Origin of the sequence: Longispora sp. NPDC051575 (assembly GCF_040681875.1) — a bacterium.
In the GTDB taxonomy this organism is placed as follows: Bacteria; Actinomycetota; Actinomycetes; order Mycobacteriales; family Micromonosporaceae; genus Longispora.
This window is the reverse complement of the sequence record NZ_JBFAZP010000003.1, coordinates 123,289-138,801: the sequence shown is the minus strand read 5'-3', so window position 1 is coordinate 138,801 and position 15,513 is coordinate 123,289. Positions and strand designations below refer to the sequence as shown.

The following is a 15,513-nucleotide window of genomic DNA, read 5'->3' as shown; positions in this document are numbered from 1 at the left end:
CTCCCCGTCGCAACTGACACAGGCGGCCCACCCTAGAGGACGGGCACCGCGACGGACAACTGTGCACAGGTCGCCGCCGGTCACGGGGCGTGGTGGGGTTCCGGGCCGGCCCGACCGACCCGGAACCCCGGTCTCCGCTACCCGCAGGCGAACCGGGCCGCCGCCCAGTCCGCGTGGTCGCCGCCCTTGCCGTCACCCCCGTCGGTCACCACGAGGTCGACGAGCCGGGCCCCGGTGATGTCCACCGACACCGGTACCGGCGTCGACGTGCCGGTCATCAGGGGCGAGCGGTACTTCTCCACCCCGTCGACCTTGACGGCGAACACCACCGAGCCGTAGTCGGCGATCTCGTCGTCCACTCCGACGGTGGCCGTGAACCGGCCGCACTTCCTGTCGAGGTGGTAGGTGACGGTGGAGTCGGCGTGCGCGCCGAGTCCCTTGGGGTACACGGTGCCGGCCAGGGTGAGCGGCGCGCCGTCCCCGCCGTCGTCCTCGCCGTTGCTGCGGTCGCGTTCGACCGGCCCCCAGCCGTTGCTCGACTCGACCCAGGTCAGGTCGCTGGCCCAGGTGTCGCCGGTCGGGGCGGGCGGCAGCGGCACGCTGGCCACGGTCGCGGCGAACAGGTGCAGGGCCGGCGCGTCGGGCAGGGTGATCGCCTGCACCGTCTTGCCGGGGTCGATCCTGACCTGCTGGTAGAACACCCGGTAGGGCGTCGTCGGGTACTGGTGCGCCCCGGCCGGCGTGTTCTTCCCCAGGGTGCTCAGCGCGACGGTCGCCCCGAAGCCGCCGGGGTCGACGCAGCACCAGTTCGGCACCCCGAGGTCCCGGGTCTCCGTACTGCCGTCGGTGTAGCGGACCGTCACCGGCCCGTTGGCCTGGCCCGTGCCGGTGGCGAGGACCGCCAGGTGCGTGCCCTGGCCGGACAGCGAGATCGTCTGGCCCTTCGCGGTCACGTTGTCGGGCCGGCCCGCCGGCACGTCCGGCCAGGTGAAGGAGGTGCCCTTCACGGTGACCGTCGCGCCCGGGGCGGCCCCGGCGGCGGCGAGGGACTGGGCCGAGAAGCTCGAACCGGCGCCGTCGATGTTGCCGGCGGTGGTGGCCGCGTCGTCGCTGGTCGCCACGTTGTTACGGGCGGCGGCCAGGGAGCCGTAGGGCACCTGGGTGGTCGCGTTCGCGGCGGCGGAGTTCTGCCGGCCCCGGACCGTGTAGTCGACCTTGCCCGTGACGGTCTTGTCGCCCGGGCCCTCGGCGGGGGTGACCCGGAACCGGACCTCGAACACCTTGCCGGGCTGCACCAGGTCGGATGTCGGGCGGCCCACCGGGGTGGCGGTCCAACCGGCCGGGGTCTGGATGCTCAGCTTGACGTCCTTGACCGGCTGGCCGGTCAGGTTGCGGAACAGCACGCTCTCCTCGTGCGTCACGCCGGGCGGCGCGAACGCCGGGGCCCCGATCTCGGCGCGCCCGAGCCCGTCGGTCGGGTACAGGCCGCCCAGGGCGGTGCCGCCGACGAGTTCGACGGTCGCCGACGCGGTGACGGCCACCGACGGGGTCTTGACGCGCACCACGCCGGCGCGGTCGGCCGGGTCGTAGTACCAGCCGGTGGTCGCCGTGGCGTAGGCCGCCTTGTCCAGGGCGGGCAGGGTCTCGCCCGCCACGGTGACCATGGTCGGGGCGGAGCCGGAGTGCACGGTCAGCTCGTAGGGCCGGGCGGTCGGGCTGCCGGTGTAGGAGCCGACCGACGGGCCGATCCGGACGGACACGTTCCCGGGGCCGTCCTTCGGGGCGGAGACCGTGAACTCCTGGGCCGCCGACGCCGTGGAGCGGGTCACGCCGTCGTCCTCGTGCAGGGTGAACGACGAGTTCCCGGCCGGGTACACGTCGAGGGTCAGCCGGTCGCCCGGCGCCCGGTCCCGGTGGTTGTTGATGCCCTCGGGCCACATGGGCACGACGGCGCCGGCCTTGACGAACAGCGGCAGGGTGGCCAGCGGCGCCTGGTAGCTCTCGATCGTGGTCGGGCCCTGGTAGAGCCGGCCGGACCAGTAGTCGACCCAGGTGCCCTTGGGCAGGTAGATGCCGCCCCGGGACTCGCCGGAGGTCGACACGGGGGCCACGAGGAAGTCCTCGCCGGCCAGGAACTCGCCCGTCGCGTTGCCGCCCCAGGTCTTCGGGTCGTCCGGGTACTCCAGGACCAGGGACCGCGCGATCGGGGTACCGGTCCGGTGCGCCTCGGCCGCGTACGTGTAGAAGTACGGCAGCAGCCGTTCGCGCAGCTTCAGGTAGTTCCGGTTGATGCTGGTGTACGGCTCGCCGTAGGTCCACGGCTGCTTGTCGTACTCGGCCCAGCCCGACATGCTCATCAGCGCCGGGGTGAACGCCTTCCACTGCAGGTCGCGCACGTAGCTCTCGGCGGAGCCGCCGAAGATGCCGTCGATGTCGCCGGCCGCGTACGCCTGCCCGGACAGCCCGGAGCCGTGGATGGCCGGGATCTGCCAGCGGATCGCGTCCAGCGAACCGGCGTGGTCCCCGGTCCAGGTGACCGCGCAGCGCTGCGAGCCGGTCCAGCCCTCGACCATCCACACGAAGCCGCGCGCGTCGGAGTGCCGTTCGATGCCGTCGTGGGCGTCCTCGCAGCCCGACAGCGCCTGCCGGTAGCCCTCGCCGACCCAGGCGACGTCGAGCTTGCGGACCCGGACGCCGGCCGTGCCGACCTCGTAGGGCTGGTTGGTCAGGGCGCGCTCGGTCCACAGTCCCATGTCGATCTTGCGGTCCCGCAGCGCGGTGCCGACCTGGTCGAGGTCCACGTACTCGCAGCCGTAGCCGTCGTTGACGAGCATCCAGCCGCGCGGCATGTCGTGGTCCACGAAGCCCTGGGCGACCTTGACCGCGTCGGGGGTGCGCAGCTTGTCGGGGTCGCGGGTGCCCTTGTAGCCGGGGTTGGACCGGTTGTAGCAGTCGGCGTCGCCGTACTCCAGGCCGTAGACCGGGGGCATGAAGGGCCGGCCGGTCAGCTCGGTGTACCGGTCGAGGGACTGCTTGAGGTCGCCGACGAAGAAGTACGCGTCGAAGCGGCGCTCGTCGTGCGTGGTGGCCACGGGCGCCGTGAACGCGTAGCTGCCCGGGGCGAAGGTGTTGCGGAAGACGCCGTAGCCGGCGGTGCTCATGTAGTACGGGACGGCGTTGGGGTTGCCGCCGTCCTCCCAGTTGTAGTCGGTGGAGATGGCGATGGTCTGGTCGCGGTGCGAGAACCGGCCGTTCTGCATGCCGCCGCCGAAGAACTGCTCCTTGTCGCCCCGGCTCAGGCTCTGGGTGGCGCTGCCGGAGGTCCAGGACAGGGGCGCGGTCTCGGCCCAGATCTTCTTGTTGTCGGCCCCGTACAGGGTGAAGGTCAGGGCGCTCTTGCGGGCCACGAGCCGCATGGAGGCGGTCCGCAGCTCGTAGGTGTCGCGGGTCTCCTTCCACGTGGTCGCCGGTACCGGATAGTCGGTCTTGACGACCAGGTTGGCCTTCGGCGCGGCCGGGTCGGCGGGCGCCGTGTTCGCCGGGTCGGTGAACTCGCCGTCCGGGGCGAGCCACAGCCGGAACACGTCGGCCTTCTGGAACACGACCCGGACCTTGGCCGCGCCGGAGCTGAAGGTGTAGGTGGCGCCGTCGGCCGCGAAGCCGGTGACCGCGCCGAGGTGGCCCGGATCGGCCGCCACGGCGGTGCCCGGCGACAGGATCGAACTGGCGAGTACCAGTCCGACCGCCGCCGCCAGCAGGGGTTTCATACGCATCTTTCCGACCGCCCGTCGTTGAGAGGGATGAGGCAGTGCTACTTGGAACCGGTGAAGGCGATGCCCTGGATGAGGTGCTTCTGGGCCACCACGAAGATCACGATGACCGGGAGGGTGGCCATCAGGGAGCCGGCCATCAGGACCGGGTACTCGGTGAGGTGCTCGCCCTGCAACGTCGCCAGCCCGGCCGACAGGGTCATCGACTCCGGGGAGGTGTTGACGACCAGGGGCCACATCAGGTCGTTCCAGGACCACAGCACGGTGAGGATGCCCAGCGCGAGCAGCCCCGGGCGGGCCAGCGGCAGCATGACGTGCCAGAAGATCCGCAGCGGGTTCGCGCCGTCGATCCGGGCCGCCTCCTCGATGTCGTTGGGCAGACCGAGGAAGAACTGCCGGAGCAGGAACGTGCCGAACGCGCTGAACATCCCGGGCACGATGAGCGCCGCGAGGGTGTTGAGCCAGCCCAACGACGACACGATCTGGTACTGCGGGATGAGGAACAGCTGGCTGGGCACCATGAGGACGGACAGGAACACGACGAACAGCGCGCCCCGCCCGGGGAACCTCAGCCGGGCGAACGCGTAGCCGGCCAGCGCGCAGAACACGAGTTGCGCCAGCGTCCGCCCGGCGGTCATCAGGACCGTGTTGAGGAACTGCCGGCCGAACGGCAGGGAGTCGAAGACCCGGCCGTAGTTGGACCACTCCCACGAGGGCACGAACGTGGGCGGGATCCGGGTGGACTCCCCGAACGACTGCACCGAGGTGAGGAACTCCCAGAAGAACGGGGCCACCATCGCCGCCGCGCCGATCGCGAGCACCAGGTGCACCGGCCAGAGTCGGCTCCTACTCATAGTGCACCCACTTCTTCTGCAGCCGGAACTGGACCACGGTCAGCGTCAGGATCACGGCGAGCAGCACGACGGCGATGCAGGCCGCGTACCCGCGCCGGTTGTCGACGAACGCCGCCTCGTAGAAGAGGTAGACGATGGTCCGGTTGTCCGTGAGCGCCGGGTTGCCGCGGTCCATCATCATGTAGATCAGGTCGAACATCTGGAGCGAACCGATCACGGTCAGGACCGTCACGAAGAAGATGCTGGGGCTCAGCAGCGGCAACGTGATCGAGAAGAACTGCCGGACCCGGCCGGCGCCGTCGATGGCCGCCGCCTCGTAGTAGTGCTGCGGGATGCCCTGCAGGCCGGCGAGGAAGATGACCGCGTTGTAGCCGATCAGGGTCCACACCCCGACGACGGCCATCGCGTACAGCACGACCCGGCCGTCGGAGACCCAGTACGGGCCGTCGACGCCGAACAGGGACAGGCCGTAGTTGAGCAGGCCGTAGTCGCCGTTGTAGATCCACCGCCAGAGCATCGCCACGGCCGCCGGCATGGTGACCACCGGCAGGAAGTAGAGCGTGCGGTACACGCTGACGCCGCGCAGCTTCGGCGTGTTCAGCAGCACCGCCAGCACGATGGACAGCGGCACGCCGAGCAGTACCAGTCCGGAGTAGACGAACGTGTTCCGCAGCGCCTGCCCCACGGCCGGGTCCTGGAACAGGGTCGTGTAGTTGGCGAACCCGACCCAGGTGTGCCCGCCGAACGCGCCCCACTCGGTGAAGCTGAAGTAGACGGTCTGCACGACCGGCCACAGGTAGAACACGGCCAGGCCGAGCCCGGTCGGGGCGATCATCAGGTACGCCCAGGGCCAGTCGCCGCGCGGCCGCCGACCCGCGCCCCCGGAGCCCCCGAGCCGGGCCAGCCACCCCGGGGCCCGGGTGACCGCGTCGGCCACCCGGGACTCCGTCGCCGTCATTCCTTCGCCAGCGCCGCGTTCATGGCCGTGGCGAGCTCCTTGGCCACGCCCGGCAGGTCGCGTGAGCCGTCCCAGGCCAGCGGGAGCAGCTTGCGCTCCTGGTCGGCCCATCCGGCGGTGTTCTTCGAGATCGGGTACGCCACGGCGTAGGGCAGCTCGTCGAGGAACGCCTTCAGCTGGTACTGCGGCATCGCGCCGACCCACGTCGCCTGCGTGCCCTCGTAGGCGGGGATCACCGTACCCGTCTCGGCCTGGATCCTGTGCGCCTGCTCCGAACCGAGGAACGTGGCGAACTCCAGGGCCTCCTTCGGGTGCTTGCTCTTGGCGTACACCACGTTGCCGAGGCCGTGGATCACGACGGCGCGCTTGTCGCCCCGCGGCAGGACCGCGACGTCGATCTTGCCCTTGAGCGCGTCGTCCTTGGCGAAGCCGACGGCCTCCCAGGAGCCGCCGTACATCATGGCGACCTTGCCCGAGGTGAACAGCTGGGTCGGCTCGGTGTCCGACATCTGTTTCACGGTCGGCGACACCTTGTGCCTGTTGATCAGGTCCACCCAGAACTGGAGGCCCTTGACGGTGGCCGGGTCCTCGTAGCCGGACTTCTTCCTGTCGGCGGACACGACCGTGCCGCCGGACTGGAAGATCGTGTTGTAGTAGTTCTCCTGGCTGTAGGCCGGCGCCGCGATCCCGAACTGCCCCTTGGCCGGGTCGGTCAGCTTCTTCGCCGCCTCGGTCAGGGTCTCCCAGGTCCAGGTCTCATCGGGGTACTTCACGCCCGCCGCGTCGAACAGCGCCTTGTTGTACCAGAGCCCGATGGTGTCGAAGTCCTTCGGCAGCGCGTACTGCCTGCCCTGCCAGTTGTAGGTGTCCACCAACGACTTCGGGTACTTGGACAGGTCCGCTTTGCTGTCCATCGGCGCGAGCACCCCGGAGGAGGCGTAGAGCCCGAAGCGCGGGGCGTTCATCCAGAACACGTCGGGGGCGCTGCCGCCGGTGACCGCGGTCTGGAGCTTCGTCCAGTACTCCTTGTTCGGCGTCAGCTCCACCTTGACCTTGACGGTCGGGTGCGCCTTGGTGAACTCGGTGGCGATCTTCTCCATCGCGGGCACCTGGTTCTTGTCCCACACCCCGTACGTCAACGTGACGTCGCCGCCGGAGTCCCCCGACCCCGAGCAGCCCGCCGTCGCCAGCAGGGCAGCCGTGAACAGGCCCGCCAGCACTCTTCTCCGCAACATCAGTCCGTCCTTCCGCGGTGCGCGTGGCCCCCGATGTTGAGGGAGCCTAGCGCGCACTTATGCAAGAAGGAAGCATAATTCTTGCCGAACTTTGCAGACGGCGTCAGACGGTGAGCACGGTGACCCCCAGGTCCTCGAACGCGCGCACCGCGTCGGCCGGGGCGTCGCGGTCCGTGATCAGCAGGTCGACCTCCCGGGTGTGGCAGATCCGGGCGAAGGACCGACGCAGCAGTTTGGAGCTGTCGGTGACCACCACGACCTGCCGGGCGAGCTCGGCCATCAGGTGGTTGATGCTGGCCTCGCCGTCGTGGTGCGCCGAGGCCCCGAACGCCGGCTCGATGCCGTCCACGCCGAGGAACGCGATGTCGAAGGTCAGCTCGGAGATGATCTTCGTCGCGAGGGGGCCGATCAGCTCGTAGGACTGCGGCAGCGCCACCCCGCCGGTGGCGACCACCCGGACGTTCGGCCGCATGATCAGTTCGGAGGCGATGTTCAGCGCGTTGCTGACCACCGTCACGACCTGCCCGCCGCCCGGGTCGGCCAGCGCGGGGCTGGTCGCGATGGCCCGGGCCACGGCCGTCGTGGTGGTACCGCCGTTGAGGGCCACCACCATGTCCCGCTTGACCAGGGCGGCGGCGGCCGCGGCGATCCGCTCCTTCTCGGAGACGTGCCGGGCCGACTTGTACCGCATCGGCAGGTCGTAGGACACCTGGTTGGCCACCGCCCCGCCCCGGGTGCGGGTGACGAGCTGCTGGGCGGCCAGCTGGTCGAGGTCGCGGCGGACGGTCGCGGCGGACATGCCGAGTTTCTCGGCGGCCTCGTCGATCTCGACCTGGCCCTGGGTGGCCAGGATCTCCAGCAGGGCGCTCAGCCGTTCGTGACGGTTCACGGGGTCCTCTCGTAGCGCGTGTGTTCCACAGACTCCACCATGAGTCCACACGAATCTACGCTCCGCGCACCAATGTTGCAAGAAGCTGCAATATTAGTCGGCAATCTTGCAGTTGGACCGCGCGGCGGGTGGGACGGGCCCGTGCGGCTCCGGCGGTGGTGGTCGCGCGGAGGTACGAGGGGCCGGCGGTCGCGCGCCGGCCCGCACCGGTCACGTCACGAACACCGTGAACTCCGCCAGCTGCACCTTCCCGCCCGCCGCGAACTGCAGGAACATCCGCTGCTCCCCCCGGGTGCCGAACTGGGCGTGGAACACCAGGGTGGACCCGCTCGGCCCGGCCGTCGTCATCGCCGGGGCCAACGGGTGCAGGTGGGTCAGGGCCAGGCTCTGGGACTCGAAGGAGGACAGGTGGGCGTACGCGCCGAGGTAGGGCTCGAGGGCCGTGACCACCGTGCCGGACGCGTCGGACACCTCGAACCGCATCATCGCGCTCCGCCCGACCGGCAACATGGCCAGCCCGTCGAGCCGGGTCACCGTGTACGGGCCGGCGGTCGCGGTCTTCGCCGGGGCCGGCAGCGGGACGAAGTTCGTGTCGCCCGGGATGAGGAAGGGCACCCCGAGAACGGTCGGGTGGCCCGCGCCGCCCCGGCCCCGGGGCAGGAACTCGGCGAAGACCCGGTACGCGCCGCCGTCGGGGACCGCGACCGTCGCGCGCCAGGTGCCGGCGTCCAGGGTCGGGTGCAGGTGCTGGTAGGCGCTCATGTCGTCGCGGACCACGTACATGTGCAGGCGCTGGGTCTGCAGGTCGTCGTACTCGGTGGCGGGTTCGCCGTCGGGGCCGAGGATCCGGAACGCCACCTCCTTGGCCGGGCCGCGCGCGTCGGGGACCGTCACGGCGATCATCCGGTAGCCGTCGTGGCTGTCGGACAGGCCGTCGCCGTGCAGGGTCGGGGACGGCGAGGGCAGGGGGGCCGACGCGGCGGGCGGACCGGACGCGGCCCGCACCGTGTACAGGACGGACGCGGCGAGGATGCCGGCCAGCAGTACCCCGAAAGCGATCTTGAGTTTCACGGGTCCTCCACGGACGCGCCGAGCCCGGGCGGGGAGCGAAGGGGCGCTCCCCGCCCGGGCGGGCGGGATCAGAACTGCAGGTTCCAGGCGTCGATCTTGCCGACGTCCTGCGAGGCGACGTCCTTGACCTGCAACTTCCAGACGCCACCAGGCGCCTCGGAGGAGGCGTTGACCGTGTACGTCTTGATCACGTTGTCGGCGCTGTCGCTGTTGGCGATGTCCTCCAGCAGGTAGACGGTGCCGTCCGGCGCGATCAGGGAGATGACCAGGTCACCGCGGTAGGTGTGCTTGATGTCCACGCCCACCTTCAGCGTGCCCGGCGTGACGGTCGGGCCCGACACCGTGATGGAGCTGGTCACCGTCTGGTTGTCGACGATCGCGACGTCGGCGGTGTTCTCGAAGTAGCCGCCGGTCGGCGGGGTGCCGCCCAGGTTCGGCTTGACCAGCACCAGGCCCTGCTCGATGCCGTTGATGGCCACGATCCCGCTCTTCAGGAACGGGTAGACGTTCCACGCCCCGTTGAACGACTGGTTGTTGTCCGCCGGGTAGATGTCGAAGTAGCCGGCCTCCGTCAGGGTGTTGGAGGCGATGTTCTTCGCGTCCAGGATGTGCAGCCCGGCCCGGTAGTTGGCCTGGTACACGTACCCGTTGTGGATGTACTGGTTGTGGTCGATCGCCGCGCCCATGGTGCTCGGGTTCGGCGTGTAGGTGCCCGACCACACGGGCGCGTCGAGGTCGGCGACGTTCCAGATCAGGGTCCGGCCGTCGTTGTCGAGCTCGTCGTCCATCACCAGCATCTTGTGGTCGGCGGTCAGCCAACCCTGGTGGGTGTACCGGTTGTTGGTGTACCCGGTCCGCGACAGCTGCTTCGGGGCCGACTTCGTGGTCACGTCCACGATGGTCAGCGTGTCCTCGTTGTAGTTGAAGCAGATCTCCTTGTTCTGGTACGCCACGTCCGGCCCGTGGTAGACCACGCACTGGTTCTCGTGGGTGTACCCGTCGTTGCTGACGCAGCCCGCGTTCGTCGGCGACTTCGGGTTCTGCACGTTGACCATGTGCACGCCGCCGCTGCACGTGTTCGTGCCCACGGCGTAGATGAAGCCGGTCTCCTCGTTCACCGCGAGGGTGTGGGAGTTGCCGAAGCCCGTGTAGCGCGCGTCGGCGGTGAACGTCTGCGGGGTGGTCACGGTCCGCAGCCGGGTCAGGTCGAACACCTGCATGCCGTGGGTCGAGATCGAGTCGGCGCCCACGTACGCGTGGTTGGCGTACACCTTGATGTCGCGCCACGAGCTGCTGGTGCCGTTGTACGACGGCAGGTTGCCGAGGTACTTCGGGTTCACCGCGTCGGTCACGTCCACGAAGGACGTGCCGTTGGACCGGCCGACGAGGATGTACTCCTTGTTCGTGGAGGTGTCGGTCCAGCCCCACATGCTGTTGCCGTTGCCACCGCCGATACTCGACAGCGGCAGCACGGACAGCAGGTCGATGTTCGAGCAGGGGTAGCTGCCCGCCTTGCCGTTCACGCACGTCACGGCCGCCCCGGTGATCGGGGCGGTGCGCCAGGCGGGCTGGTGGTCGGCCTGGTGCCGGCGGACGTCCTCCTTGCCGGCGGGCGAGTCGGGATCGTGGGCCGAGGCGGGGGTGACGGTCAGCAGCAGGGCCAGGGCCCCGACCGCCAGACCCGCCACGCGGATACTAGTGCGCACGGCGGCGCTCCATTCCGGGGCGCGCGGACGATCCGACGCTCGCGGCACGGCCGGACGGGCGCCCGGTTCCGCACGACCCTGTGAGTGAGGGGAAGGGTGTCGCGTCCACATATGTGGTGGTCCACATCGTACGCAGACAATCGCCGCACGGCACTCACAGTTGTCTATGTGAAATTTCCGTTCAGCCTGGCACACCGGTCACGGGTACAGCCGCAGCTCCGTCACCACGGCCGTGACCAGCTCGGCCGGCGTCACGTCGAACGCCGGGTTGTACACCCGGGTGCCCGGCACCGTGGCCAGCTCCCCCATCCAGTCGGTCACCTCGGCCGCGTCCCGCTGCTCGATCACGATCCCCGCGCCCGTCGGGGTGTCCGCGTCGATCGTGGACTCCGGCGCGACCACCAGGAACGGCACCCCGCTGCGGGCGGCGGCGCACGCCAGCGCGTACGTGCCGACCTTGTTGGCGACGTCGCCGTTGGCGGCCACCCGGTCCGCGCCCACGATCACCGCGTCGATCAGGCCCGCCCCGATCGCGGCCGGCCCGGCGGAGTCCACGCACAGCCGGTACGGGATGCCCTCGGCGGCCAGTTCCCACACGGTCAGGCGCGCGCCCTGCCGCAGCGGCCGGGTCTCCGTGGCCAGCACCGACTCGACCCGGCCTGCGGCGGCCAGTTCGCGGACCGCGCCCAGGGCCGTGCCCCAGGCGACCGTGGCCAGCGCCCCGGCGTTGCAGTGCGTGAGCAGGCGCAGCGGCCGGTCGCCGTAGCGCTCCGCGAGCAGGTCGGCGGCGCGCTTCCCGGCGGCCCGGTTGACCCGCTCGTCCTCGTCGACCATGGCCACCGCCTCGGCGAGGACCGCGTCGGGCCCCTCGGGCAGCTTCGCCAGGGCCCGGCGCACGCCCCAGGCCAGGTTCACGGCCGTCGGGCGGGCGTCGGCGAGCCGGGCCGCGTCGGCGCGCACCGCAGCCTCGTCGCCCGGGTGCGAGAACGCGGCCAGAGCCACGCCGAGGCCGCCGGCCACCCCGATCGCGGGGGCGCCCCGGATCGCGAGGCGCTGGAGGGCGGCGATCAGGGCGTCGACCGTGTCGAGGCGGATCAGCCGGTACTCGGCGGGCAGCGCGCACTGGTCGATCGCGAGGATCGCTCCGTCGTTCCAGTCCAGGGTCCGGTCCATCGTGAAAGCCTAGGGGAAGGGGGCGGCCGGCGCCCCGTAGCATCAGCCGGGAGATCCACCGAGACGAAGAGGGCCCGATGCGCGACCGCTGGAACGACGCCGACGCACCCGCCGACCCGCTCGGGAGCTGCGTGTACGGCTCGCGGCTGCTCGGGGCCGAACCCGACCTCGTCCTGCACGGCGGCGGCAACACGTCCGTCAAGACCACCGTCGCCGACCTGGACGGCTCCGAGATCGAGGTCCTGCACGTCAAGGGCAGCGGCTGGGACCTGGCGACGATCGAGCCGGCCGGGTTCGCCCCGCTCCGGATGGCCCGGCTCCGCCAACTGCTCACCCTGCCGGCGCTCAGCGACCCGGCCATGATGAACGCGCTGCGCTGCTCCTCCCTCGACGCGGGCGCGCCCGACCCGAGTGTCGAGTCGCTGCTGCACGCGCTGCTGCCGTACCCGGCGGTGCTGCACAGCCACGCCGACGCCCTGATCGCGCTGACGAACCAGCCCGACGGGGCCGAGCGGGTGCGCAAGCTGCTCGGGTCGGCCGTCGTGGTCGTGCCGTACGTGATGCCCGGGTTCGACCTGGCCCGGCGGTGCGCGGACACCGTGCTCGACCAGCTCACCGACGAGACCGTGGGGCTGGTGCTGCTCAACCACGGGCTGTTCACGTTCGGGGCGGACACCCGGGAGGCGTACCGGCGGCATGTCGAACTGATCAGTCGGATCGAGGGGGCGCTGCCGGAGCCGGGGGGCCGCACTGCGACGCCGGTGGGCGACGCGCGGGTGACCGACCGGCCGGCCGGGGACGCGGCCGTCCCGGTGTTCCCGCCGGTGGAGCACGCCCGGCTGCGGGCCGAGGTGTCGGCCCTGGTGGGCGCGCCCGTGATCCTCAGCCGGCACGAGGATTCCGCGCTGCGGGCCTTCGTCGAACACCCCGGGCTGGCCGACCTCGCCGGGCGCGGCCCCCTCACCCCCGACCACGTGATCCGGACCAAACGGGTACCCCTCGTCGGTCGGGACCTGGCGGGTTACGCCGCCGACTACCGGGCCTACTTCGCCGAGCACGCCCACCGGCGCGGCACCGCCCTCACCATGCTCGACCCGGCACCCCGGGTGCTGCTCGACCGCGCGTTCGGGCTGCTCACGGTCGGTCGGCGCGCCGTGGACGCCGACATCGCGGCCGACATCTACCGGCACACGGTGACCGTGATCGGCCAGGCGGAGGAGCTCGGCGGGTACCGGGCGCTGCCGGCGGCGGACCTGTTCGACATGGAGTACTGGGACCTGGAGCAGGCCAAGCTGCGCCGGGCGGGTGCCGCCGCCGAGTTCACCGGGGAGGTCGCCCTGGTCACCGGTGCCGCGTCCGGCATCGGCCTGGCCTGCGCGGACGCGCTGCGGGCCCGGGGCGCGGCCGTCGTCGGCGTGGACGTCGACCCGGGCGTGACCGGCCTGTTCACCGGCCCGGACCGGCTCGGGCTGGTCGCCGATGTCACCGACCCCGACGCCCTGCGCGCCGCCGTGGCCGCCGGGGTGGCCCGGTTCGGCGGGCTCGACATGGTGGTGGCCTCCGCCGGGGTGTTCCCGGCCAGCCGGCCGCTCGCCGACCTCGACCCGGTGGAGTGGCGGCGCACGATGGCCGTCAACGCCGACGCGACCGCCACGCTGCTCGCCCTCGTCCACCCGTACCTGGCGCTCGCGCCCCGGGGCGGCCGGGTCGCGGTGATCGCGTCGAAGAACGTGCCCGCGCCGGGGCCGGGCGCGGCGGCGTACTCGGCCTCGAAGGCCGCCACGACCCAGCTCGCCCGGGTCGCCGCCCTGGAGTGGGCCGCCGACGGCATCCGGGTCAACCTCGTGCACCCCGACGCGGTCTTCGACACCGGCCTGTGGACCCCGGAGCTGCTCGCCCAGCGCGCCGCGCACTACGGGATGAGCGTGGCCGACTACAAGAGGCGGAACCTGCTGGGTACGGAGCTGACCAGTGCCCGGGTCGGGGAGCTGGTCGCCACGGTGTGCTCGGCGGTGTTCTCGGGCACGACCGGGGCGCAGATCCCGATCGACGGCGGCAACGAGCGCGTGATCTGACGGGGCCCGGTGGGGGTGGCGCGCGCCGCCCCCACCGGGCGCCTACGGCAGGGTGGCCGCCCGCCAGGTCCGGCCGTCGTCGGACAGGTACAGGTGTTCCCGGTCGCCGATCTGGAGCCGGCCGGGGCCGAGGAACCGGGGCGGCGCCCCGAGTCCGGTGGCGCCGGGGAGGTCGACGACCTTGTACGTGCGGCCGTCGGGGCTGGTCAGGTAGCGGGTCGACCCGGAGGTCTGCACGGCCATCAGGTGCCCGCCGTCGGCCGTGGCGACCGAGGTCGGGCCCAGGAGGAACGCGCCGCCGGGCATGTTCGCCGCCGTCCGGACCCAGGTCCGGGCGCCGTCGGTGGTGCGGTAGACCCGGGTGTCGCCGCCGCCGACGAACAGGGCGTAGCCGGTCCGGCCGTCGAACGTCGTCACGTAGGGCCGGTACATCGTCGCCGGGTTGGGCCGGGGCGCCTCCCCGTCGAGCACCGTGACCTGCCAGGTCGCGCCCCGGTCGGCGCTGGACGCCACGGCCGGCTTCTGGGTGGCCGGGTCGAAGCCCGTCATCCACAGGCCCTCCCCGGTGGAGCCGGGGTCGAACGCCGGAGAGTCCAGCGCGGGCTGGGACCGCAGTTCGGCCAGGATCCCGGTCGCCGGGTCCACCACGGCCAGCCGGCACTCGTCGCCGTCGCAGCTCAGCGGCCGGGTTCCCGCCGGCACCGCGTCCGCCGGCCGCTCCGACTGCCGCAGCGCCTTCCAGGTCCGCCCCCCGTCGGTGCTGACCTGGTAGCCGGTCCCGGTCGGCGTCGGCGTCGGCTTCGCGGTCGCGTTCGGTGGCCTCGGGATCATGAACCCGCCCGCGCCGCCGACCAGCAGGTCCGGGCCGAGGACCCGGAACCGGGTGACCCCCGGGGCTTCGCGGCGCTGCCAGGTGCGGCCCTGGTCCTCGGAGACCATCAGTTGGCCGTTCCTGAGCACGTAGAAGTGGTCGCCGTAGCCTTCGACGGTGCCGCCCAGGCCCATGCCCAGGTCCAGGCTCGTCGGTTCTCGGAGGGCGGGCGGGCCCGCCGGTCCGGGCTGGCGGTCGGGCGAGCCCGCGGTGAGCGCCACCGCGCCGGTCACCGCGACCACGGCCAGGAACACGCCCCCGAGGACGACCGCCCGGCGGCGGCGCACCGTCTTCACCCGGTGGGTGACGGCGTCGAACTCCGGCTGGCGGGCCGCCGCCTCCGCGTCGGACCGCAGCCCGGCGAAGTCCAGTTCAGGCATGACTGCTCCTCGTCTTCAGGGAGTGGGGGGCCGCGTCGTCGGCCAGGTGCCGGGCGAGTTGGGCCCGGCCCCGGGACAACCGGGCCTTGACCGTGCCGACGGGGACGCCCAGGTTCTCGGCCACGTCCTCGACGCTCAGGTCCGCGAGGTGGTGCAGGATGACCGCCTCCCTGGTCCCCCGGTTGAGCCGGGCCAGCGCCGCGACCAACGCCACCCGGTCCGGGGACACGCCCGGCACCTGTTCGGCGACGCCGATCCGGCGGCTGCGGGCCAACTGGTCGAAGAGCCATCTCCGCCGGTACCGGGTGCGGGCCACGTTGAACGCTGTCCTCCGCAGCCAGCCCTCAGGGTTCGCCACCGCGAGGAAGCGCGCCGGGCGGGTGAGCGCCCGGGCGTACGCCTCCTGGACCACGTCCTCGGCCTCCACGAAACTCCCCGTCAGGCCGTACAACTGCGCCACCAGTCGGCGGTAGTGCGCGTGGTACGCCTGGCGGACGGCTTCGGTCGCGTCCATCTGGTCTCCTCTCGACG

The 15,513-nt window shown here is 71.7% G+C and carries 11 protein-coding genes; 1 reads left to right on the top strand and 10 read right to left on the bottom strand.

Annotated features, from left to right (window positions below):
• Positions 1–137 precede the first annotated feature (137 nt).
• From AB0M43_RS08115 to mtnA, 8 genes are all read right to left on the bottom strand, one after another.
• A complete protein-coding gene (locus tag AB0M43_RS08115; protein ID WP_363722289.1) occupies positions 138–3,773 on the bottom strand; it encodes an NPCBM/NEW2 domain-containing protein in 3,636 nt (1,211 codons plus the stop codon).
• A gap of 38 nt (positions 3,774–3,811) precedes the next feature.
• Positions 3,812–4,624, bottom strand: a complete 813-nt coding sequence (locus tag AB0M43_RS08110) for a carbohydrate ABC transporter permease (RefSeq protein ID WP_363722287.1) — start codon at positions 4,622–4,624, stop codon at positions 3,812–3,814.
• Entirely contained in the window at positions 4,617–5,561 is a 945-nt protein-coding gene (locus tag AB0M43_RS08105) for a sugar ABC transporter permease (RefSeq protein WP_363722285.1), read from the bottom strand. The genes AB0M43_RS08110 and AB0M43_RS08105 overlap by 8 nt, the downstream gene beginning before the upstream one ends.
• Before the next feature lie 17 nt (positions 5,562–5,578).
• Positions 5,579–6,817 (bottom strand): sugar ABC transporter substrate-binding protein, encoded by a 1,239-nt coding sequence (locus tag AB0M43_RS08100; protein ID WP_363722283.1) that lies wholly within the window; start codon positions 6,815–6,817, stop codon positions 5,579–5,581.
• A gap of 103 nt (positions 6,818–6,920) precedes the next feature.
• The gene (locus tag AB0M43_RS08095; protein WP_363722281.1) at positions 6,921–7,706 is read right to left on the bottom strand and encodes a DeoR/GlpR family DNA-binding transcription regulator; all 786 of its coding nucleotides are present in this window, start codon (positions 7,704–7,706) and stop codon (positions 6,921–6,923) included.
• A 210-nt stretch (positions 7,707–7,916) separates the two neighbouring features.
• Positions 7,917–8,777 (bottom strand): hypothetical protein, encoded by an 861-nt coding sequence (locus tag AB0M43_RS08090; protein ID WP_363722279.1) that lies wholly within the window; start codon positions 8,775–8,777, stop codon positions 7,917–7,919.
• A 68-nt stretch (positions 8,778–8,845) separates the two neighbouring features.
• Positions 8,846–10,483 carry a choice-of-anchor B family protein gene (locus tag AB0M43_RS08085; protein ID WP_363722277.1) on the bottom strand — a complete coding sequence of 546 codons (1,638 nt, stop codon included), beginning with the start codon at positions 10,481–10,483 and terminating at the stop codon, positions 8,846–8,848.
• Between the two features lie 198 nt (positions 10,484–10,681).
• Positions 10,682–11,656: an S-methyl-5-thioribose-1-phosphate isomerase gene (mtnA, locus tag AB0M43_RS08080; RefSeq protein ID WP_363722275.1), complete on the bottom strand. Its 975-nt coding sequence runs from the start codon at positions 11,654–11,656 to the stop codon at positions 10,682–10,684.
• A 77-nt stretch (positions 11,657–11,733) separates the two neighbouring features.
• Between mtnA and AB0M43_RS08075 the strand changes: the two genes are divergently transcribed.
• Positions 11,734–13,731, top strand: coding sequence for a bifunctional aldolase/short-chain dehydrogenase (locus tag AB0M43_RS08075; protein ID WP_363722273.1), 1,998 nt, complete (start codon positions 11,734–11,736; stop codon positions 13,729–13,731).
• A 42-nt stretch (positions 13,732–13,773) separates the two neighbouring features.
• On the opposite strand, the gene AB0M43_RS08070 is transcribed toward AB0M43_RS08075, so the two are convergent.
• Positions 13,774–14,982: a sialidase family protein gene (locus tag AB0M43_RS08070; protein WP_363722271.1), complete on the bottom strand. Its 1,209-nt coding sequence runs from the start codon at positions 14,980–14,982 to the stop codon at positions 13,774–13,776.
• Positions 14,975–15,496 (bottom strand): sigma-70 family RNA polymerase sigma factor, encoded by a 522-nt coding sequence (locus AB0M43_RS08065; protein WP_363722269.1) that lies wholly within the window; start codon positions 15,494–15,496, stop codon positions 14,975–14,977. Before AB0M43_RS08065 ends, AB0M43_RS08070 begins: the two co-directional genes overlap by 8 nt.
• Positions 15,497–15,513 lie beyond the last annotated feature (17 nt).

What these genes read in the sequence shown, in the direction of transcription:
- AB0M43_RS08115 (WP_363722289.1), bottom strand. Translation starts at nt 3,773, where the DNA reads ATGCGTATGAAACCCCTGCTGGCGGCGGCGGTCGGACTGGTACTCGCC.
- AB0M43_RS08110 (WP_363722287.1), bottom strand. Translation starts at nt 4,624, where the DNA reads ATGAGTAGGAGCCGACTCTGGCCGGTGCACCTGGTGCTCGCGATCGGC.
- AB0M43_RS08065 (WP_363722269.1), bottom strand. Translation starts at nt 15,496, where the DNA reads ATGGACGCGACCGAAGCCGTCCGCCAGGCGTACCACGCGCACTACCGC.
- AB0M43_RS08100 (WP_363722283.1), bottom strand. Translation starts at nt 6,817, where the DNA reads ATGTTGCGGAGAAGAGTGCTGGCGGGCCTGTTCACGGCTGCCCTGCTG.
- AB0M43_RS08070 (WP_363722271.1), bottom strand. Translation starts at nt 14,982, where the DNA reads ATGCCTGAACTGGACTTCGCCGGGCTGCGGTCCGACGCGGAGGCGGCG.
- AB0M43_RS08075 (WP_363722273.1), top strand. Translation starts at nt 11,734, where the DNA reads ATGCGCGACCGCTGGAACGACGCCGACGCACCCGCCGACCCGCTCGGG.
- mtnA (WP_363722275.1), bottom strand. Translation starts at nt 11,656, where the DNA reads ATGGACCGGACCCTGGACTGGAACGACGGAGCGATCCTCGCGATCGAC.